Origin of the sequence: Parasphingopyxis marina (assembly GCF_014237875.1) — a bacterium.
Taxonomy (GTDB): Bacteria; Pseudomonadota; Alphaproteobacteria; order Sphingomonadales; family Sphingomonadaceae; genus Parasphingopyxis; species Parasphingopyxis marina.
The window spans coordinates 739,709-760,184 of sequence record NZ_JACJVJ010000001.1 but is presented as its reverse complement, the minus strand read 5'-3'; the positions used below and the strand labels follow the sequence as shown (position 1 = coordinate 760,184).

Sequence of the window (20,476 nt, the reverse complement as noted above, 5' to 3'; positions counted from 1 at the left end):
GCCCCGGCCTATTCCGCGCGGTCAATCAAGCGACGGATCGACTCGGTTTTAACCAACCGACGACGCCCCAGCTTAACGCTCTCCAGCCGCCCGGCGTTGATCAGTTCATAGATCGACGTGCGGCCCAGCCCCAACGCCTTCGCAGCGCCGTTAATTGAAATCGTGACAGGTTCCATTGTTCAACTTCCTCGCTCGTGTCCGCCGGGATTCCAGCGAATGCGAGAGTGAATTTGGAATGGATCAATTCGGCCGTCTATTTCGGCGGCTAATCGGCGGTCGCTTTCCCGCCGGATTGCCTAGGGCCGGGCTTCCGCCCTCGCGTAAATGCGCGGACGCGGCTGCGCGAAATTTCGTGGTCGGGAAAAGCTGCCTTGGCCAGAACCCAGAGATTCTGTTGGGATTCCAGCCTAACTTCATCTCTCAGGCTATCCCACCATGCCTGCAACATGGGATCCCCAATTCTCTTGCGCTGCGTTGCTTTCCGGCTTCCGCCCCCGATAGGGAAAACACGCTTGAGGTCATTTGTCGCAATGCGGATGTCGGAATAGGGATGCACGTAACGCCGGTCTAACGCATCCAGTCGCAATCTCGCCCATTCCACGGGCGGAATAACATCAAACGGTCCGCCATCGATCGAACCATAGGCCGTCAGATTGCCGGCCTGAAGCGCTTCAGTCAGCTCTACCGAAGACCCTTTAACCGGGCGATTTCCATAGAATGTTTCGGCTGCCTTGGATGTCCAGTTGTCGAGATTGCCAGCCGCTTCATCGGTGCGATACGTTACCCAAGCGACAGCCTGAAAAGGATTGAGCCACGGCGGCAAATTGGGCGCCTTTCCTTTCGTCGCGACAGGTAACGGCTGGGCAACGGTCTGATTTTCCGGAGGGTCCATTGAAACAGCATCGGCACTATCGAAATCGAAGGCAACAATATCGATCTCGATTTGAATCGCTTTACGCTCCACTGCAAATTGTGTTCGCAAGAGATTTTCGGAATGCTCAGAGCGTTCTTTTGCGACGGACGCACCACCGGTGTTTCGGGCGATCTTGGGTATACGGCCTTCGAAATATTGAAGCAGTTGATCCAAGGTCTCGGTAATCATCAGATACGCGGATTGGTCGGTCGCCTCCCGCGCGATCGCGGCGCCGTGGGAGTTCTCTAGAAACACCAGTGCGTTTTCTTTCATGAGTTCAGCGGATCGCCGAATCCGATACCCACTCCAAAACAGTCCTTCGCCAACCAGCCGTGCATCCAAATCCCTAATGGAACGGTCGAACGCCTGCTTGGCCATCTCCAAATTGCGCTGGCAAACAAGGTCAAGATGATTTCTTAGCCGATCATCCACGGCGGCAGCATATCGTGAGTCCGGCGCACCTAAAAGCAAAACCGCAAATCGGTCTGTTGACTAGCGCAAATACAGAAGCAGGAATTGGCAGATTAGCTAATCTCGCCGCCACGATTTAGAATTGCTCGGTCGGACGCATTCGCCGGACGGATTTTGGAACGAACGATGTGCAACCACTATCACAACCTCCCCGAAGCGCTGGCCACGATCGAGAGCTGGCGGGATTATGTCAGCCACTTCGATGAAACGCCCCCGGAAGACGTATGGCCGCGCCGAAACGGTGTGATCGCCCGCATCGCCGACGGCGAAAAGATATTGGAAGCGATCCAATGGGGCGTGCCGCTCAAGATGAAGGGCAAGCGTCCCGGCACGACCGTCACCAAGCGCATCACGAACGTGCGCAACCTCAACAGCTCATTCTGGCGATCGATGCTCACCAATGCCGAGAACCGCTGCCTGGTGCCTTTCACCGAGTTTGCCGAACCGAAACCTAATGCCGGGCGAGAAGAGTGCTGGTTTACCGTTAATGAGGCTCAGGTGTCGGCCTTCGCGGGTATATGGCGCATGACGGAGGAGGGCCCTGCCTATGCCTTCCTCACCTGCGAACCCAACCCGCTCGTGAAGCCGATCCATCCCAAGGCCATGCCGGTGATCCTGCAACCGGATGACTATGACGGCTGGCTGGCCGGTGACGATGCAGAACAATTCGCCGAGCCGTTCCCGTCGCAGTTGATGGCGCTCGTCGAATGACCGTTATGGGGTGGAAATCAGACAGTCTGTATTGATATTGCGCTGCGTTACGTAGCAAGCAGACATATCCATTTTCACGGTCCCGTGCGGGCGTGATTTCAGAGTTGGAGCGGGTGAAATTAATGATTGGAAGCAACGAAAAGACGCTGGCTACATACAATTCGCATGCTTCCGAATATGTCGCAGGTACAACGCACGTCGTATTTGGCGCCATCAGGGATTGGATAAATGAGGCCCTGGCCGGCCTCCCTCTCGACGCGGCGCTGCTAGAGATTGGTAGTGCCATCGGTCGTGATGCAGCCTACATCCACGAGCAAGGATATGAGGTTGAATGCACAGATGCCTCTACGGCGTTTGTCCAGCATTTGCGACGTTTGGGATTTGAAGCGAAACTCTTCAATGTTTTGAACGACGCGTTTACGGCAAAATATGATCTCATCATAGCAAACGCGGTCTTGCTGCATTTCGATAGGCAAGAATTTGCGGAGGCACTGAGGAAGTCATCTCGCGCTTTGAAACCCAATGGGCGTTTTGCTTTCAGCCTCAAACGAGGCGACGGCGAGGAATGGTCAGACGAGAAACTGAATGCACCGAGGTTTTTTTGTTATTGGCAGCCTGAAGATCTTGCTCCGCTTCTGTCGCGGGCAAGGTTTTCCAGTTGGGCTATCAATGAGGTTGCCACCGAAAGGGCGCACGCGGAATGGCTTTACATCGTTGCGCGCGCGTAGCCATATGGTCGTCACTCCGGAGAAGCTCAACGGCGCTGGCAGATGGCTGACTTGGGGTGGAAAGCGGACATTCGGTTTTAAAGGTCAGCTAGCCAGTGTAGAGCCAATCCCGTGGAAACAAACCCTTCTTTGGCGCGAGTGACCCAGCAGGTCATTCGAAACAACATCGCCCGCACCCTCGCTGCCAATCTCGATGTAGAACCGAACCTCGCATGGGGAGTGGATGAGTATTTCGAGATGTGGGGAGACGGAGCCTTTCCGTGGGTGGACGGAGGCAACTTCACGCTGCACAGAAACGGTGCGCTCAACAAAGATGAGCGGCAGGCTTTATTGCCGCTTGTCGACGCGCTGAATGCCGCGTGGGCTGAAACGGACGGAATGTCCGCGGATGAGTTTCTGAGCACCGCTTGGCCGTCGCGTATTTCGCAACTTGCGGGGACAGCGCATTCGGTAATGTTAGCCCGTGGCTGCTTCTCCGAGACCGACGAGGAACTGGAACCCTCTGACGACTTCTAGCTCCAGCGAACGTCTGAATGGGGTCGAAACCCGTCATTCCCGATCCAGATATTCTGTCGGGTCGGGATCGTCCGGCCCCCACCTGCCCGGCCCTTCCTGATTGTCCAATTTTGATTTGACCGGCGTGGGAATTATCAGCCGCGCGTCTCCCCCCGCCACGAGATCGGCGATGGCGTCCGCGACTTCTCCGGTCGCCTTGTCGCCTTCATGCGGGAGCTTGGAAACCAATGCGCGCAGCGTCCGCTTCCGGAACGTCCGGAGCTTCACATAGATGCGAATACGCAATTCTTCGTGGCTGATTCGACGCATGGCCCGATTGAGAACATATAATGAACATTACGCAAGGCCGGATTAAGCATCACCCGTTCTGACCTAAATTTGCTGCCGTTCGAACGGAAGAATGGTCGCGCCGTTTTTCAACGTATCAAGCCGATCGCTCCACCACTGCGCCATTTCAACACGCTCATCCCAATACTGACTGCGATGATAAGCCGCGCGCGTTGCATTCGCATCCTTGTGCGCCAAGGCCCGCTCGATCGCATCCGGGCTGAATTTGCCGCTTTCGTTCAAGAGCGTGCTGGCGGTCGAACGAAAGCCGTGCGCGGTCATTTCCTTGCCGGTATAGCCCAGCCGCCGCAATGCGGCATTGACCGTGTTTTCCGACATCGGACGATTGCCCGGATAGAGCGACGAGAAAATATAGCGCTGGCCTTCACTGATCGCCTTTGCGGCTTCCAGCAGTTCCAACGCCTGCCGGGATAGCGGCACGACATGCGGATTGCGCATCTTCATCTTGTCCGCCGGGATCGTCCAGATCGCCTTGTCGAGATCAAACTCGCTCCATTCGGCGCGGCGCAGTTCGCCCGGACGCACAAACAGATGGGGCGTCAGCTTCAAAGCCAGACAGGTGAGCGGATGCCCGGAATAGCCATCGATCGCCCTGAGCAGTCCGCCCACTTCCTTGGGATCGATGATCGCACTGTGATGCTTGACCTTGGGGGCCACGAGCGCGCCGCGAAGCAGCGCCGAAGGATCGGCGCTCGCCCGCGATGTCGCCACGGCATAGCGGAATATGCGGCTGGCCAGCGAGCGCATCCGCCGCGCGGTTTCCAAATGGCCTTTCTTCTCGACCTTCTGCAACGTCGCAAGCAAATCCGCTGGCGTGATGTCGGCGATTGGGCGGTGGCCCAGATCGCCTTCCATAAGCGAAAACAGCCATTGCGTTTTCTTGATCGTCACAGCCGCTCGCCCTTCAAGCGCGGCCTTCTCGATATATTCTTCGCCAACGGCCTTGAAGGTATTCGCCGCTGCCGCCTTTGCCGCCTCGGTCTCGTCCAGCTTCACCTGCGACGGATCAATGCCATCCGCAATTAGGGCACGTGCCTCATCGCGCCGCTGCCGCGCCAGTTTGAGGCTCACATCGGGATAGATGCCCAACGAAAGCTTCTTCTCTTTGCCCTGAATCCGGTATTTGAGCCGCCATAGCTTTCCGCCAGACGGCTGGAGAAGCAGAAACAACCCCCTTTCGTCGAAAAGCTTGATCGGCTTGGGGCCATGCTTCGCATTGCGAATCTTCGTGTCGGTCAACGCCATCTTGGGGCCACTCCCTGATCAGGTTTCGATATGGCCCCCAACGTGGCCCCCAAAGCATCGCGATTGTACGCGAACGAAGACGGACGCCAGCGACCAGCTAGGCGTCGTTTTTACCGAATTTCTGGGGTTTTTACAACCTTCCGCGAACATTTCCGATCAAGGAAATGGTGCCCAGAAGAGGACTCGAACCTCCACGTCCACAAGGGACACCAGCACCTGAAGCTGGCGCGTCTACCAATTCCGCCATCTGGGCACGGAGCAAAGCTACAAAGCAGGCCTCGCCGGGTAGGCGCAGGCGGATAGCGGTGCGGAGGTCTCCTTGTCAACAAGACTTCAGGTCGAGCTGGATACCTTTGCCACGATACTCAATTCCTGGTGTCTGGCACTATCAATCCTCGACCAATATCGCGTCGATATCTGCCATGAGAATGAGCATGCGACGCCCGATCCTGCGGGTGCCCAACCGCCCACCGCTGATCAGGCGGTAGATCGTCGTACGAGCAACCCCTAGCATTTCGCTGGCATCCCTGATCGACACCAGCAATCGCTTGTTGTCGCTCCTCTGGCCAGCCAGCCGCGATGCTACCGCGCTGACAATATGGTCTATCGTTGCCTTGTCGAGATCGATCTTTCGCGGCCGGTGGAGGTCGTCGGCCATGGTTGTGCAAGGCAGGCGCCAGATCAGGCGATCAAGGTCCGATCTGTGCCATCGCGGCGAATCCGTTTCGAGGTCGACCGGGTCAGTTCGCCACCTGTTTGCGATCTCGGCGAACTTGATTTCATCGACGGATAGGTATCGCGCGGCCATTTCCGTCGTGAGAAGCGCTGGCCAACCTTCGATGACGGATCTGCTCTGAGTCATTCGGAACCTGGTCAATGTCCGCTTTGCGCCCTCAAATCGGACATTTCAAATAATTGGCAATAATGGCTTTCACGTTCCGGATTAGCCTCCCCTTTCCAACGCCAATCCTGAACGCTTACAAATGGAGTGTGTCCCAGTCCTCCTCCATCTATTCACGCAAGGCGATCGAACAGGCTCCGGAGACTTTGGATCGAGCTGACCTGTTCGCAATCTGCAAGCTCGATATGAACAGTCCCCCAGACCTTGCCACCATGGTGGCAGAAGAAGATTATGTTACGCTTCTGGAGACAATAGCGGCCGCCGAGGACGAACCGCCGAGAGCCCATATCAAGCTGGGTGCATCCATGCGCTGCGAAGATCTGGGCGCCGTTGGCCTTGCCTGGAAGAGTTCGCCGACCCTTAGGGATGGGTGGGATCGGGCGCAGCGCTATGTCGGCGTAGTCGCCCGCGTCAGGGCGCTTGAGGTGACGCGCGGTAGAGACACGACAGAATATAGGTTCCATCGTTTGACCGATGAAACTTCGGTTGGCGCGAAACTTTCCAACGAAGCCACCTTCGCTACCTTCACCGCGATTTGCCGCGAAGCTTCGGGCCGGCCTTTCAAGCCGGTTCGAGCGCTTTGTGCGCACGAATTCATCGGCGACATGGAATTTATGGAGGACTATCTGGGTTGCTCGGTTGAGGATCGAGCAGGCATCAATGCGGTCATCATTTCAAACGAGGAATTGGCGCTTCCCAATGCTGTGGGCGACGATGCTATATCCCGTTTCTTCGATAAGCGCGTCGAGGAGATGCTCGCAAATATCGGCTCAACCACTCCCTTACCGCTTCAGGTAAAGTCCGAGATCGGAAAAAAACTGAGCGGCGGCGTTCCCAAACTTTCGGATGTCGCTCGGGCGGTTGGCACGAGTGCACGCACACTGCAGCGCAAGCTGGGCGAAGACGGTGCAGTATTTCAGGACCTGGTCGATCAGGCGCGGCGCGAACTGGCGGAACGCCTGCTTCGTACGACCGAATATCCTTTGGTCGAAATCGCGTTCCTTACCGGCTTTGCAGAGCAGAGTGGGTTCACCCGCGCGTTCAAGCGGTGGGCTGGCGAAACGCCTCGTTCTTATCGCTTGGGCGGAACTACCGCTTCATGACGCGATCTGCACAAAGGCTGTCGTCCTAAGGCAAGAGGGCGAACAGTATCCGCCCTATCCAGTGCCTGTGACCAATCTTTGGGAGCAAGCACATGACAAGGCGAAATGCAGACGGAAATTTGACACTGGTGATTGGCGGGACCGGAAAGACCGGTCGACGGATTGCTGGTGCCCTCTACGCAAAAGGACAAGCTGTCCGCATAGGATCGCGATCCGCCATTCCAGCTTTCGACTGGGACAATGAAGCTGGCTGGGACGCGGTTCTTGATGGCGTGGCCGGCATTTACATTACCTATTCGCCCGACCTGGCGATGCCCGGTGCGACGGATGCAATCCGCGCGCTGGTTCGGCGCGCCCGGCTACAACGGGTGAAACGGCTGGTGCTGCTCTCCGGGCGCGGAGAGAGAGAGGCGCAAGCCTGCGAGCGGATCGTGCAGGACAGCGGCCTTGAATGGACTGTAGTGCGCGCGAGTTGGTTCAACCAGAATTTCTCGGAGGGCGCCTTTATCGATATGATTCTCGGCGGGGCGATAACCTTGCCGGCCGGGGATACAGCCGAGCCTTTCGTCGATGTCGAGGATATTGCCGATGTTGCCGTCGCAGCACTCACCGAAGACGGCCATAATGGCGAAATCTATGAAGTCACCGGTCCCCGGCTGATGACCATGGCCGATATTGCGGCAGATCTATCGGTCGCGACCGGGCGCGAGATCACTTATGCAGACGTGCCGCACGATGCCTTTGTCGACGAGCTGACAAATTCCGGTGCGCCTAAGGACGTCGTCTGGATGCTGGACTATCTTTTTTCCACCGTCCTTGATGGCCGCAATGCGCACCTGACTGACGGTGTCGAGCGCGCACTTGGTCGTCCGCCCAAAGACTTTGCCGATTATGCCCACGATGTCGCCGCAAGCGGGGCGTGGGCAGTCCCCCTTGGCTGACGTTCCACTACTTCCCGAAGCACTCAAAACCCTAGGAGATCCAGACCATGACCAACGAATGGCCGCTCTACTTTTGCCTCTTTCTAGCGCTTTGGAGCGCAGTCATTGGAGGCGTCTTTTCCGCTTTTTCCGAGTTTGTCATGTCGGGATTGCTCAAGACCACGCCCGCGGGCGGCATTGAGGCGATGCAGCATATCAACCGCGATGTCATCAAGACCCAGTTCGTCGCCGGCATTCTGTCGATCGCGCTCTTCTCGGCTCTCTTCGCGATCTACAGCGTCACGGTCTTTGAGGGCGCTGCGCTCACAACGCTGATCCTGGCGCCCATCGTCTATCTGCCTAGCGTCTTCCTGATGACGATGTTCGGCAATGTGCCGATGAACAACAAGCTTGAGAGGCTCGATCACAGCACGGCCGAGGCCGAAGCATATTGGGCGGAATATAGTCGCAAATGGACCCGACTCAATCACCTGCGCTCGCTCGGCAGCATTCTGACTGCCGGTCTCTATATCATCGCCGCAATTACACTCATCACCAGCGGACAGGTTTGAGGCCGCAGAAGGAAGATGGAGCACGTCTGATGTCGAAACGCCAATTATCGGTCGCGATCGCCCTATTGCTATCAGTCCAGCCAGTCGCCGCGCAGGACCCTTTGGACGCCGTAATCGACACCGGCGACGCACGCAGATTTGCTGCCGTGTTCCTTGAGAATGAAGGGTCGCCGACAACGGAACACATTCAGCAAGCCTATCTCGATGAAGCGGGAGAGGGACTGCGGCTAATGCAGACCACGCGCTTTGGCACCGCACAGGCATTGGCCGATGCTATTGCGGCATCGCCTGCAATCTATCGAGACACAGTTGAGCGGTGCCTGCCGATTGCCGAGAGCATGGAGCCGTCGTTGCAGGCGATCTACCTTGCAATTGCAGGGCTGTTTCCGGGCCAATCGCTCCCACGCGTCGAGGTCGTGATCGGCGCCGGAAGTGCAGCCGGCATTGCCGCACCTGAGGTTCAGGTCATTGGGCTCGAGACTTTGTGCGCCAGCAGCCCAACCGACGCCGAAGTGCGTGAGGCGCTGCGATATTTCTTCGCGCACGAGACCATTCACTCGTTCCAACCGTCCCTGACGGCGAATACGCTCGGACCTGATCCTTTATTGTCGCTCTCGCTGCACGAAGGAATTGCGGACCTGGTTGCCCGGATCATTCTGGGGCGTAGCCCAAACGCATCTCGCGACGCATGGGCTGACGCCCGGCGAGCCGAATTGTTTGCGCAGTTTGATGAAGACCGGGAAACACTCAGGCAGAGCGTCGGCGATGGTGAAACGATCACCACCCTTTCGGACGACGCAAGAGCGGCATTGCAGCGGTGGCACTTCAACCACGGTCGTGTGCCTGACGAGTGGCAGAGCGATCTTGGCTATTGGATTGGCCGGGAAATTGCGTTGGCGTACGTCGAACGATCCTCCGACAGGCGGCAGGCTATCCATGATTTGGTCCAGGGGATTGATCCACTGATCGAGCTGGAGACTTCGGTCCTCTTCGAAGCTATACATGAAGGAGAACGTTGAGATGAGACGCATTTTTCTGGGATTGGCCTCGGTTCTCACCTGTTGCATTCTTTGGGGTGCGTCTGTGTTCGCCACCCTTGACCAGGGGTGGGGCAACAGCGCGATCGCCGATACAGGCGATGCGCGCGGGTTCGTAGAGGCAGCAAGGGACATCGCCGAACAACGCAACGCAGGGAATGTCAGCTTCATCCTCATTGAAGGCGGGACGCCGGTAGGGGACTTTCATCTCTCGACGGATGAGCGGATCGACGGCCGGACCGTCTTTCAAGTCGCATCGCTTGGCAAATGGCTCACTGCATGGGGCGTAATGGCTCTGGTCGAAGACGGCGAAATCGATCTCGACGCACCGGTGTCTACCTATCTGTCCCGCTGGCAGCTGCCTGCGTCGGAATTCGACGCCTCAGGCGTGACTGTCCGGCGTTTGCTCAGTCACACGGCCGGCCTGACGGACAGTCTGGGCTATGACGGCTTCGATCGAGCGCAGGACCGGCAAACTCTGGAGGCGTCATTGACGACTGCAGGAGATGCCTCTCCGGGCAACGATGGCAGGACAATATTGGGCAGCGAGCCGGGCACCGCATGGAATTATTCGGGCGGAAGCTACACCCTGCTGCAATTGGTGATCGAAGAGGTTTCGGGCACAAGCTTTGCCGAGTTCATGCAAGCCCGGGTTTTCGAACCGCTCGCAATGGATCGGACAACGTTCGATCATGATGCGGCGATCGAACTGGGTCTGGCTCAAAACTTTCTCCCGGACGGTTCGGCACAGCCATTTCGTTGGTACACCGCATTAGCGGCCACCTCCCTCTTCACGACGTCCGAAGACCTCGCCAGGTTCATTTCCGCGCAAACACCGGGTGTTGCGAACGCCGTTCTCTCGGCAGAAACAATGGCTTTGATGCGCCAGCCGCATGCATCGGAGATGGGAGCGGACATCTGGGGCCTTGGCACCATGCTTTATGCGCCCAACAATGCAGGTGACTTCATTATCGGACATGACGGTAGCAACGAGCCGGCCATCAACACGGCCGCCCGGCTTGATCCAGCCACCGGCGACGGGATCGTTATCCTTTCTACCGGCAACCCGATGCTGGCCACCGAAATTGCCGGCGAGTGGGTATTTTGGAAAACAGGCAATGTGGATAGCCTGACCTTTGCGTCTCGGCTCCCAACAGCACTGACGGTGTTCGCGGTTGGTGTGATCGCGATCCTTCTTTTCAGCGCCCTGCTCTTTTGGAAACAACGGCGCACTTCAGCGACGCCCACGTAAACAAGGCAACTGCGCACTGCCATGGTCGTTTGGCGCAATTCGCCAAAACCATGGCGGTATCAGGCAAGAGCCCCAGCGCGTGGCAGGCTATTTCTCGGCTCGTGAAATCCCCAGGAGATTGGCAAATGCCCCCCAAAGAAACTCTGGCGCAAGAAACCCTGACGCGAGAAGCGAAAACAATCGAAAAACCATTCGCCGCCGGCCAATCCGGTGAGCAGCGCAGCTTCGGCGCCGTTCCGGGAAAGCCAATTTCAATCGGGACGGGCTTCGAAGCGCTGAGTTTCAAGCACGCCATGTTCGCTGGAGCGATGGACCCGCTTGTCATGATCGATCATTACATCATGGCCGGGCCAACGTTCGGCGCGCACCCGCACGCAGGCATTTCAGCGGTGACCGTGCTGTTCGAGGACAGCCAGGGGACCTTCAACAACCGCGACTCTCTTGGCAATGACATCGATCTGAAACCCGGGGATCTCTATTGGCTGAAGGCAGGACGCGGAGCGGTTCACGATGAAAAACCTACGCTCAGCTCACGTGCCCATGGTCTTCAGCTGTTCGTCAATCTGCCTGCCGGGATGAAGCAAGACGCGCCGCAATCGCTTCATGTGAAGGCCGCCGATATGCCCATATTCGAGCGCGCCGGCGCTAGCGTCAGGGTGGTTCTGGGGGATAGCAACGGACTTTCCGGCGCTCGCCCTCCTGCACTGCCGATGACTATTCTGGATGCCAGACTCGATGCGCACGGACAGTTCGCCCACGAAGTGCCTTCTGGTCACGCAGCCTTGCTTGTCTGCATCAGCGGAACGATCGAAGTGGACCATGGTGAGGGCGTGCGAGAGGTTGCCGCAGGACAAGCCCTGGCGATCGAGGCGCGACGGGAGCCGTTCGCCCTTGCCCTTCGTACCGATGTCGCGAGCCAAGCAGCGCTTGTGACGAGCGAACCGATCGGCGAAGACTTCGTTCAGCGCGGGCCCTTTGTGATGAGCACCAAGACCGAGCTTGACCAAGTCGAAGCGGACTATCGGGCCGGACTGCTCGGCACTCTGACAGACGAGCAGTCAAGAGAATAAGCGTTTCATGAGCGATGCCTTTCGCATCCTCATCAGCCTTGCCAATCAATGACACCAAGATCGGAGCAGCATCGCTATGCCGCAAGGATTTGATGACGCCGACGTGCCTATCGAACTGCCTCAGCAGACGGGGCGTTGGACCGCGATGCGGGATTTGCTTCTTGTCGTCACGACGCTTGTGCTCGTGAAGCAATTGCTGCTCCCGATCACGCAGCTCTATGCAGGTCCTGCCTCCACTTTGAGCGCTATGATCTTTGCTACCCTGCTGTTGAGGCGCAGGGGAATGGGGTGGCGCGATTTGGGTCTGCGCTGGCCTGAAAACTGGCTGAAGACACTGGGGTTAACCCTGCTCACGATGGCATTCTTCCTGGCCTGTACTCAGCTTATGGTCCCGGTGGCAGACCACTTTTTTGAAGACATCGGCACCAGCGACCGCTTTTCCCATATCGAGGACAATCTGGCAGCATATCTGCTAATCATGCTGGTCGTTTGGACGCATGGCTCATTCTTCGAAGAGCTCTTGTTTCGGGCTTTCATAATCAACCACACGAGCGAAGCCATAGGCGGCCGCCACAGCGCGGATATCCTGGCTTTGTTTCTATCATCCGCTTTTTTCGGATATCGTCATGCCTATTATCAAGGCTGGCATGGCGCCCTTGTGACGGGCGCGGGTGGTTTCGCTTTCGGTGTACTCTACCTATGGTTCGGAAGACGAAACATCCTACCCCTAATCCTGGCGCATGGGGCATTTAACACCTTGGGCCAAACACTACGGTTTTTCGGGATCGAGGACTAAGCAAGCCACGAACTTCCGCATATGGGTCGCTTACCGAAAGTCCGCTTCAGGTGTCCCGAGCCAAAAAGGAGACCGTCCGCTTGCGGCCCAAGAGCGGACGTCTGCCATAATTGGGCGCTTGAACTCAGCGGGATAGGAAGCAAAGGTACAAAGTGTGCGAGACACTCGGACACTTTCCCGAGCCGCAAATCCCCAATCTCCAGCCGAATCATACATCTGCAACTGGTGCCACTGTTTTCGGGGGGCAGAGACACTCGGCCGAAATTCGCCGGTTTTGCCCTGCCACAATGGTCTCTTGGCACCGTATTGTATGAGCTGATTAGCGTAACCTGCCGAATTCACGGCACGAAATTGGCCAGGTCTCTGCAATCTAAGCCATTGTAAAACAATGGTAAACTGCGTGGTGCCGCTTAGGTGACTCGAACACCTGACCCCCGCATTACGAATGCGATGCTCTACCAGCTGAGCTAAAGCGGCACGTCCCATTGCGTTGGCCAATGCATGGACCGTTGCGCGGGCGCCGGGCCTTACCAAGCAGTTTCACGCAAAACAAGCCGGATGTTGGCGCTGGGCCGGCGCTCAGCCGAAACGCCTCTCTTTACGATACGTCAACCATCACGGTGCATAAGGCTTGTGTAAACCATTGTTACACGGGCCTTTGATTTCATGGACAAACCCCAGTCTTACGAGCCGGAGGAAGCCGCCGTTGCGGCGGATGACGATGCGGGCATCGAACGGCCGCCGGGAATCGGCACCGATGAACGGCGAATGCATGTTCGAGCCTATAATTACTGGGCCTCGCTGCTGCGCGACCGAGCCTATCCCTCGATCGACGACCTCGATCCGGGTGGTCTCGGCGATTTCGACCCGAACAGCGTATTGCTCGATTTCTCGCGCGGCGTCGACAACCCCGTCATCGCATGGCTTGGACCGGAACTTCGCGAAGAGTGCGATGTCGCGGATACCATTAGGACCGTTTCCGAAGTCCCGTCGCGCTCGCTGCTGTCCCGGCTGACCGACCATTATATGCAGATCATCGCCAATCAGGCACCCATCGGCTTCGAGGCGGAGTTCAAGAATGCCCGCGGCGCCAACACCATGTATCGCGGTATCCTGATGCCCTTCTCGTCCGACGACGATACGATCGACTTCATCTACGGCGTCATCAGCTGGAAGGAAGTAGCCGGCGGCGATGTCGAGAGCCAGCTCCAGGCGGAATTCGCCCGGTCGATCGAAGGCCAGAAGCAGCAGGCGTTGCCACCCTCCCCGATCTGGGAAGATGGCCCCCATGAATTTACCGATGGCGAGTTTGCCGCAGAAGCCGGGCATGAGACTGAGGTCGAAGCGAATGACGGTTCCGGCGAACGCGACCCCGTTCCCGCCATTGAAGACACGCTGGCGACACCGGAAAACCTTGCCGACTATCTCGTCGTCGCACGCGAAAGCGCCGAACAGGCGAAATCGGCCGACCAGCGCAGCCGCGCGGCGCTCTATGATGCTCTCGGCCGCGCCTATGATTTCGCGCTTTCCGCGGAAGAATCGCCGAAAGACTACCAGGAGATTCTGGAAGAGGCCGGTATCACGCAGCAGGATCGCGCGCCGATGACGCCGGTCGTCAAGCTGGTCTTCGGCACCGATTACGACAAGACCCGGCTTACCGAATTCGCAACCGCGCTCGGCCATGCCAAGCGCGAAAACATCGCCCGCGGAACCTTCGGGGACTATCTTTCGCAGCAGAAAGGCGGCCTCAAGGCGGTCGTCGCCGCCGAACGCGAACTCCGCCGTCCGGAAGGCAAGGCCGATACGCTGGAGCAGCGTTATGCCGCGCTGCGCGAACTGGAAGCGGTCGACTTTGCCGAATTCGAAGGATCGGACACGGGCGAGGAATTCGCGCTGCTGATGGCCCGGCGCCTGCCCGATGGCCGGCTCGCGATCCTCGGCGAGGTGCCGCACGACAAAACGCTCGCAGACCGCGCCGTTCGCAAGTTCGCGCGCTAACTCTCCCTATCGAAAGATGCGTGCCGGGACGGGCTCTGCGCGGCTGATTGCTATGCGATACAAGGGTTGAGAAGCCCATCCGGCGGGAGCATAGCACCGCCCCATGAACGACCTCCCCACCGACTCGCCGCGCGCGCAGGCCGATATGCTTGCCCCGGCAATCGCCGAAGCCCTTATCAAGGGCGCCTTGCCCGGCGAAACCGACGATTTTAGCGATTCCGAACGTCGCGAAGCCGCACGCTTCGTCGCCTGCGCCGCCGAAAAGCGGCAACCGGGAACCCCGGCGATCGCCCTGGAATCGGTCACCGACGAAAATGGCCGGCGCTTCATGCGCCTCGCCGTCGTCAATGACGATATGCCCTTCATCGTCGATTCCATAACCGGCGCCGTCGGAGCCCACGGGCTTACCGTGCTGCGCCTGCTGCACCCGATCGTACCGGTCCTGCGCGACGAGGGTTGCCGTATCTCCGAGTTCGGATCGGCAGACAGCGACGCGATACGCGAATCCTTCGTCTATCTCGAAACCGATCGCGCCGATGCCCGCACCCGGCACGAACTGCTTTCCGACGTCCACCGCGTGCTGAGCGACGTGTGCGCTGCGGTGCGCGATTGGCCGGACCTGCGCGCGCGGCTCGCCGCCGATGCCGAAACCCTGGAAGACGAGGAAGGCCGGGCGCTGCTGGACTGGTTCGCCGGCAATCACTTCACCCAGATCGGCCATTATGTCGAAGATCGGGTGGGCGAACGCACCGAGGGGCATGGCATTTTCAACACGCCGGGCCCGACCTGCTGGAGCGAATCGACCCGCAAAGCCGCGTTCGACCATTTCGATCGAGGAGGTAGCGAACCGCTGCTCACCAAGGCGGACCGGATCGCGACCGTCCACCGCCGCGTTCCGCTCGATCTCGTGATCGTTCCGGTGCGCGAAAAGGGCAAGATCGTCGCGCTTTCGATCCATGCCGGGCTTTGGACAAGCACCGCCCTAAACGCGACGGCGCGCGATGTGCCCGTCCTGCGCCAGCGCCTCGCCATGCTGGAACAGGAGCTCGGCTTCGACCCGGAAAGCCATGCCGGCAAGGCGCTCGAACATGCGCTTTCCCGCTTGCCTCACGACATCCTGATCGCATTCGATTCCGAAGCGATGAAACGCGCCGCCCTGACCGCCATGTCGCTTGCCGACCGCCCGCGGCCCAAGCTGCTGCTCGTCAAGGGCCCGCTGCACCGGCATCTCTTCGCCTTTGTGTGGATGCCGCGCGAGGAGCTGTCGACGGCGCGGCGGACGCGGATCGCCGAACGACTGGAAGCCGCAGCGGAGGCGATGGTCTCCAATTGGGCGATCGAGCTAGGCGACGGCGATCTCGCCTTCATCCGATACACGCTCGATATCACCGAAAACTCCCCGCAGGTCGACGATGCAGCGCTCGACCGCGAGATAGAGCAGATGGTGCGGGGCTGGGCGCCCGGTGTCGAGGCCGAACTCGGCGAACGCCTGCCTTCGGCCCGCGCGGCACGGCTGGCGCTGACCTATGCCAATGCTTTTCCCAACGGCTATCGCGCCGAATATGGCGCCGAGGAAGCGGCGAAGGACATTCTTCGCCTTCGCGGCTTGAGCGATGTACAGCGCGGCGTCCGCCTCTACCGGCTCGATGGCGATGCCGATGCGCGGCTGCGGCTCAAGCTCTACCGGCTCGGCGCGTCGATCCCGCTATCGGATGCGGTGCCGGCGCTCGAGAATTTCGGTTTCCGCGTGCTCGAGGAAATTCCGACGCCGCTCGACGGCGGCCGGCTTGGCTATATTCATGATTTCCTGCTGGAGGTGGACGGCGTCGCCGAGGCAGGCAGCCTGCTCGAGCGCGCCGGCGTGAAGGAAGGCGCGATCTCCGCCGTGCTCGAAGGCCGGGCGGAGAATGACGAGTTCAACCAGTTGATCATCGCCGTCGGGCTCAACCCGCGCGACGTGACATTGCTGCGTGCCTGGTTCCGCTATCTGCGCCAGACCGGCTTGGCATACGGCCTCGCGACCGTGGTCGAAACGCTGCGCGACAATCCCGAGATCTGCCGTGAAATCGTCGCGCTTTTCGACGCGCTCCACAATCCCGCCTTCGAAGGCGATCGCAAGGCCGGGATCGAGGAGATCGAGCGGCGGATCGACGGCGGCCTCACCAAGGTCGCGGCGATCGACGACGATACGATCCTGCGCGCGATCCGCGCCGTCGTCACCGCCTGTCTGCGCACCAACGCCTTTGCCCCGGCCGGCAACGAGGCGCTGGCGTTCAAGCTCGATTCAAGCGGCATACCGGGTCTTCCCGCCCCCGTGCCGTGGCGCGAAATCTGGGTCTATTCCCCCCGGGTCGAGGGAATCCACTTGCGCGGCGGCCCGGTCGCGCGCGGCGGTTTGCGCTGGTCCGACCGGCGCGACGATTTCCGCACAGAAATCCTCGGCCTGATGAAGGCGCAGCTCGTGAAGAACGCGGTCATCGTACCGACCGGCGCGAAAGGCGGCTTCTATCCCAAGAACCTGCCCAGCCCCGCCGAAGATCGCGATGCGTGGATTGCCGAGGGCACCGAATGCTACCGGATGTTCATCCGCACCCTGCTGTCGGTGACCGACAATCTCGTCGAGAATGAAGTCGTCCATCCCGAATGCGTGACCATCCGCGACGACGACGATCCCTATTTCGTCGTCGCGGCCGACAAGGGCACGGCGAGCTTTTCCGATGTTGCCAACGCGATCGCGCTGGAGAAGAAATTCTGGCTCGGCGATGCGTTCGCGAGCGGCGGCGGCCATGGCTATGACCACAAGGCGATGGGAATTACCGCCAAGGGCGCGTGGATTTCGGTGCAGCGGCATTTCCTCGAAATGGGCATCGACGTCCAGACCGACCCGATCCGCGTCGGCGGCTGCGGCGATATGTCGGGCGATGTGTTCGGCAACGGTATGCTGCTGTCGAAAGCCATCAAGCTTGTCGCGGCGTTCGATCATCGCGACATCTTCCTCGATCCCGATCCAGATCCGGCGAAAAGCTGGCTGGAGCGGGACCGGTTGTTCCAGCTGCCGCGTTCGAGCTGGCAGGATTATGATGCGACGCTGATCTCCAAGGGCGGCGGCATCTTCCCGCGCAGCCTGAAGGAAATCCCGCTCTCACCCGAAATCCGCGCGATGCTCGGCGTAGAAGACGAAGTGATGCGGCCTTCGCAGCTGATCGCCGCGATCCTCAAGGCCGAGATCGACCTGCTCTGGTTCGGTGGCATCGGCACCTATATCAAGGCCTCGCACGAGGCGCATGTCGAAGTCGGCGATCCGGCGAACGACAAGCTGCGCGTCAACGGCAGGGACGTCCGCGCGAAAGCCATTGGCGAGGGCGCCAATCTTGGGTTGACCCAAGCCGGGCGGATCGAGTTTGCGATGCGCGGCGGCCGGCTCAACACCGACTTTATCGACAACAGCGCGGGCGTCGATTGCTCGGATAACGAGGTCAACATCAAGATCCCGCTGAACCGCGAGATGATCGAGGGGCGGCTGGAATTCGAGGACCGCAACGAGCTGCTTGTATCGATGACCAACGAGATCGCGGAGATCGTGCTGGAGGATAACCGCCTTCAGACGCTGGCCCTGTCGCTCGCCGAAAATGACGGGCCCGACGCGCTGCCGAGCCAGGTGCGCGCGATCGAGATACTCGAAGCCGCCGACCGCATCGACCGGGCCGTGGAAGGCCTCGACACCAACGAAGAACTGCTGCGGCGCGCGCAGGATAATCGCGGGCTGACGCGGCCCGAGCTTTCGGTGCTGCTCGCGCACACCAAGTTGACGTTGCAGGATGCGGTGGAACGTACCGATCTTCCCGAAGATCCGGTTGTTGAGCCGCTATTACGCGAGGCTTTCCCGTCAAAGATGCGCGAGCGCTTCGGCGAAGCGATCGAAAGCCATCGCCTAAAACGCCAAATTATCTCAACGAAAATATCCAATAGAGTTGTTAACCGTATTGGAATAATTGCGCCGTTCGAATTATCTGAAGAAGAGGGCGTCAGCCTGGCGCAGATCGCCAATGCCTATTTCGCCGCCGATGCACTGTTCGGGCTGGAGAGCCTGTGGGAAGCGATTGAGCATGCCGCGATACCGGAAGCCGAGCGGTTCCGGCTGTTCGGCACCGCGCGCTCAAGCCTCCGGCTTCATCTCGCCGACATCATTCGCAACAGCGACGCGACGACGATGCCAAGTGCCATCGCCGACGAGATCGGCGCGGGCATCAAGCGGCTCGACGACGCGGCCAGCGAGTTGTTGCGCAACGAAGCCCAAAGCCAGTCGGACGCGCTACGCGAGCGGCTGTCCGACATCGATGTCGATGGCGCCCTGATCGATCGGATCGTGCGGCTCTACGAGCTTGACGGCGCAGTCGGCACGGCCGCGCTCGCGGCCCGGCTCGGCGTCAGCGAACTGGTGGTAACCCGTGCCTATACCCGTCTCGGCGAGGCGCTGGGGCTCGACTGGGCGAAAGCCGCGGCGATGCGTTTCGCTTCGGCCGATCCCTGGGAACGGCTGCTCGCCGCCGGGCTCAGCCGCGATTTCGAGCAGCTGCGGCTCGATTTCCTCGCCCATAGCAAGGCCGAAGACCCTCTGGCTGCGGTCGAGGATTGGCTGCAGATGCAAAAGCCCCGCATCCGCCAGTTCACCGATCTCGTCGAACGTGCCCGGCTGGCACCGGCATCGAGCGCGGCGATGCTCGCCCAGATCGGCGCGCAGGCGAGGATATTGCTAAGCCGCGACGGCTAGGCCTTTGCAGCTTCTCTCGTGCGGTCCGCCACCGCACGCCGCCAGCCGCGCGAACGCAGCCACATCACGATTCCCGTGATCCCCAGGATCGCCGGCACCAGCCCGCCGACAAAGATGATGATCTGCCACACCAGCCCCATGCCATTGCCGTCGTGGAAAACCCGCATAGTGCGGGCGACGCTGGCGCGGCGGGGCTCCTCGGGCGGCGCGGCAACCGCTTCGCCCGTAGCGTCACCGACCAGATATTCAGAGGAACCTTCGTCTTCGGCGAGTACGACCTTCCACTCGGCCGATCGATCGGTCGGCCAGGCGATCTCGACCCCGTGACCGGGCGCCATCGCCTGTGCAGAGGCCAGTGCTCCGTCGGGCCCAAGCCGCGTCTCGGCCATCGGCTGAACGCTCATCCGCGCGATGCGGGCTGCGCGGTCGGGCGGTGCATCGCCGACCAACGGACCGAAAAAGGCCGGGAAGGATATCCAGGCGCCGGTGAGCGAGAGCATAGCCAGCGGGATGCAGGCCCAAAAACCGGTCTGGTGGTGGAGGTTGGTGCTCAGCCCGTTGCCACGCTTCCAGCGCAAGCCGCGGAACCAGCGGCGCTTGGTCGGCCACCACAGCCACAGACCGGTCAGCGAGGAGAGCAGCATTGCAACGCCCAGCCAGCCGACAAGCTTGCGCCCGACCTCGGGCACGAACAGCGTACCGTGGAGGATATGCAGGAAGCGCAGCGCGCCTTCATTGCTGGCAGCCATATCGATCACCCGGGCATCGGCGGGATCGAGCCAAATCCGCGTGCGCACCGGCCGGCCGCCTTCGGGTCTCGGCGGCTGTGCCGCTGTCAGCAGCACCGGTTCGCCCTCGCCGAATTCGAGTGAGAGGATCCGTTCGCCCGCGCCAAGCGCTTCCCGGCCCGCCGCGGCATAGGCCGAGGGCGGCAGCGCGACCTCGCTTTCGGCGTGGTGGCGCGAAGGGTAGAGCGTACCGCTCAGCCATTCGTCCCAGACCAGTGCGGAACCGGAAATCGACACGATGATAACCGGCATGAACAGCGCGATTCCGATCCATTTGTGGATCTGGAACCAGAGCTTGCGCAACGCAAAGCGGTTGGCTGCCATGTACGGTCTCCT

The 20,476-nt window shown here is 59.9% G+C and carries 18 protein-coding genes and 2 tRNA genes; 12 read left to right on the top strand and 8 right to left on the bottom strand.

Annotated features, from left to right (window positions below; all coding sequences use genetic code 11):
• Positions 1 to 8: 8 nt before the first annotated feature.
• Positions 9 to 176, bottom strand: a complete 168-nt coding sequence (locus H6P80_RS03775) for a helix-turn-helix domain-containing protein (protein ID WP_185799992.1) — start codon at positions 174 to 176, stop codon at positions 9 to 11.
• 89 nt (positions 177 to 265) lie between these two features.
• Positions 266 to 1,291 (bottom strand): hypothetical protein, encoded by a 1,026-nt coding sequence (locus H6P80_RS03770; protein WP_185799991.1) that lies wholly within the window; start codon positions 1,289 to 1,291, stop codon positions 266 to 268.
• A 219-nt stretch (positions 1,292 to 1,510) separates the two neighbouring features.
• Between H6P80_RS03770 and H6P80_RS03765 the strand changes: the two genes are divergently transcribed.
• The 3 genes from H6P80_RS03765 to H6P80_RS03755 all read left to right on the top strand — a co-directional run bounded on the left by H6P80_RS03765 (position 1,511) and on the right by H6P80_RS03755 (position 3,339).
• The gene (locus H6P80_RS03765; RefSeq protein WP_185799990.1) at positions 1,511 to 2,095 is read left to right on the top strand and encodes an SOS response-associated peptidase family protein; all 585 of its coding nucleotides are present in this window, start codon (positions 1,511 to 1,513) and stop codon (positions 2,093 to 2,095) included.
• A 122-nt stretch (positions 2,096 to 2,217) separates the two neighbouring features.
• Complete coding sequence (locus H6P80_RS03760) at positions 2,218 to 2,823, top strand: class I SAM-dependent methyltransferase (RefSeq protein WP_235973794.1); 606 nt, start codon at positions 2,218 to 2,220, stop codon at positions 2,821 to 2,823.
• A 138-nt stretch (positions 2,824 to 2,961) separates the two neighbouring features.
• A complete protein-coding gene (locus tag H6P80_RS03755; RefSeq protein WP_185799988.1) occupies positions 2,962 to 3,339 on the top strand; it encodes a hypothetical protein in 378 nt (125 codons plus the stop codon).
• 33 nt (positions 3,340 to 3,372) lie between these two features.
• On the opposite strand, the gene H6P80_RS03750 is transcribed toward H6P80_RS03755, so the two are convergent.
• The 4 genes from H6P80_RS03750 to H6P80_RS03735 all read right to left on the bottom strand — a co-directional run bounded on the left by H6P80_RS03750 (position 3,373) and on the right by H6P80_RS03735 (position 5,794).
• Entirely contained in the window at positions 3,373 to 3,648 is a 276-nt protein-coding gene (locus H6P80_RS03750) for a hypothetical protein (protein WP_185799987.1), read from the bottom strand.
• Positions 3,649 to 3,711: 63 nt separating this feature from the next.
• Positions 3,712 to 4,932 (bottom strand): tyrosine-type recombinase/integrase, encoded by a 1,221-nt coding sequence (locus H6P80_RS03745; protein WP_185799986.1) that lies wholly within the window; start codon positions 4,930 to 4,932, stop codon positions 3,712 to 3,714.
• A 165-nt stretch (positions 4,933 to 5,097) separates the two neighbouring features.
• Positions 5,098 to 5,185 (bottom strand) — tRNA-Leu (locus H6P80_RS03740).
• Positions 5,186 to 5,320: 135 nt separating this feature from the next.
• The gene (locus H6P80_RS03735) at positions 5,321 to 5,794 is read right to left on the bottom strand and encodes a helix-turn-helix domain-containing protein (RefSeq protein ID WP_185799985.1); all 474 of its coding nucleotides are present in this window, start codon (positions 5,792 to 5,794) and stop codon (positions 5,321 to 5,323) included.
• Between the two features lie 62 nt (positions 5,795 to 5,856).
• On the opposite strand from H6P80_RS03735, the gene H6P80_RS03730 reads away from it, so the two are divergent.
• The 7 genes from H6P80_RS03730 (at position 5,857) to H6P80_RS03700 (ending at position 12,583) form a co-directional block, all read left to right on the top strand.
• Entirely contained in the window at positions 5,857 to 6,936 is a 1,080-nt protein-coding gene (locus H6P80_RS03730) for an AraC family transcriptional regulator (RefSeq protein WP_185799984.1), read from the top strand.
• 128 nt (positions 6,937 to 7,064) lie between these two features.
• Complete coding sequence (locus H6P80_RS03725; protein WP_328804966.1) at positions 7,065 to 7,877, top strand: NAD(P)H-binding protein; 813 nt, start codon at positions 7,065 to 7,067, stop codon at positions 7,875 to 7,877.
• 47 nt (positions 7,878 to 7,924) lie between these two features.
• A complete protein-coding gene (locus tag H6P80_RS03720; RefSeq protein ID WP_221892871.1) occupies positions 7,925 to 8,428 on the top strand; it encodes an anthrone oxygenase family protein in 504 nt (167 codons plus the stop codon).
• 29 nt (positions 8,429 to 8,457) lie between these two features.
• Entirely contained in the window at positions 8,458 to 9,447 is a 990-nt protein-coding gene (locus H6P80_RS03715) for a hypothetical protein (protein ID WP_185799981.1), read from the top strand.
• A gap of 1 nt (position 9,448) precedes the next feature.
• Positions 9,449 to 10,717: a serine hydrolase domain-containing protein gene (locus H6P80_RS03710; RefSeq protein ID WP_185799980.1), complete on the top strand. Its 1,269-nt coding sequence runs from the start codon at positions 9,449 to 9,451 to the stop codon at positions 10,715 to 10,717.
• 125 nt (positions 10,718 to 10,842) lie between these two features.
• Positions 10,843 to 11,787 carry a pirin family protein gene (locus H6P80_RS03705; RefSeq protein WP_185799979.1) on the top strand — a complete coding sequence of 315 codons (945 nt, stop codon included), beginning with the start codon at positions 10,843 to 10,845 and terminating at the stop codon, positions 11,785 to 11,787.
• 76 nt (positions 11,788 to 11,863) lie between these two features.
• Positions 11,864 to 12,583, top strand: a complete 720-nt coding sequence (locus H6P80_RS03700; RefSeq protein WP_185799978.1) for a CPBP family intramembrane glutamic endopeptidase — start codon at positions 11,864 to 11,866, stop codon at positions 12,581 to 12,583.
• Between the two features lie 401 nt (positions 12,584 to 12,984).
• On the opposite strand, the gene H6P80_RS03695 is transcribed toward H6P80_RS03700, so the two are convergent.
• Positions 12,985 to 13,060: transfer RNA gene (locus tag H6P80_RS03695), tRNA-Thr, on the bottom strand.
• Between the two features lie 189 nt (positions 13,061 to 13,249).
• On the opposite strand from H6P80_RS03695, the gene H6P80_RS03690 reads away from it, so the two are divergent.
• Complete coding sequence (locus tag H6P80_RS03690) at positions 13,250 to 14,581, top strand: PAS domain-containing protein (RefSeq protein ID WP_185799977.1); 1,332 nt, start codon at positions 13,250 to 13,252, stop codon at positions 14,579 to 14,581.
• Between the two features lie 103 nt (positions 14,582 to 14,684).
• On the top strand, positions 14,685 to 19,352 hold the full coding sequence (locus H6P80_RS03685; protein ID WP_185799976.1) for an NAD-glutamate dehydrogenase: 4,668 nt from the start codon (positions 14,685 to 14,687) through the stop codon (positions 19,350 to 19,352).
• Here the strand turns inward: H6P80_RS03685 and H6P80_RS03680 are convergent.
• Positions 19,349 to 20,464, bottom strand: a complete 1,116-nt coding sequence (locus tag H6P80_RS03680; RefSeq protein WP_185799975.1) for a PepSY-associated TM helix domain-containing protein — start codon at positions 20,462 to 20,464, stop codon at positions 19,349 to 19,351. The genes H6P80_RS03685 and H6P80_RS03680 overlap by 4 nt on opposite strands.
• Positions 20,465 to 20,476: the final 12 nt, after the last annotated feature.